Origin of the sequence: Myxococcus llanfairpwllgwyngyllgogerychwyrndrobwllllantysiliogogogochensis (assembly GCF_006636215.1) — a bacterium.
In the GTDB taxonomy this organism is placed as follows: domain Bacteria; phylum Myxococcota; class Myxococcia; order Myxococcales; family Myxococcaceae; genus Myxococcus; species Myxococcus llanfairpwllgwyngyllgogerychwyrndrobwllllantysiliogogogochensis.
The window spans coordinates 1-433 of the sequence record NZ_VIFM01000805.1 but is presented as its reverse complement, the minus strand read 5'-3'; the positions used below and the strand labels follow the sequence as shown (position 1 = coordinate 433).

The 433-nt window shown below is 57.5% G+C and carries 1 pseudogene; it reads left to right on the top strand.

Annotation, left to right across the window (positions count from 1 at the left end):
• Positions 1-433, top strand: a pseudogene (locus tag FJV41_RS55910) (hypothetical protein); the annotation flags it as partial.

Here is a 433-nt window from a genome sequence, read left to right as displayed (position 1 = left end):
GTCCGGACGAGTCTGTCGACTACGCGGTGATGGAAAAAACGGCTGATGCGGTGGTCGTGGGTCTGGATGCCGACTGGAGCGATGTCGGCTCCTGGTCCGCGTTGTGGGAGGTGAGCGCCAAGGATGAGCAGGGCAACGTCCTGAGCGGGGATGCGTGGATACATAACAGCCAGAACTGCTATATCAACAGTGACGAAAAACTGGTGGCGGCAATAGGCGTTGAGAACCTGGTTATCGTCAGCACCAAAGATGCCGTGCTGGTCATGAATAAGGACCACTCACAGGACGTGAAGAAAGCGGTGGAGTTTCTGAAACAGAATCAGCGCAGCGAGTACAAGCGTCACCGTGAAATCTACCGTCCCTGGGGGCGCTGCGACGTGGTGGTACAGACGCCGCGTTTCAATGTGAACCGGATCACGGTCAAGCCGGGCGG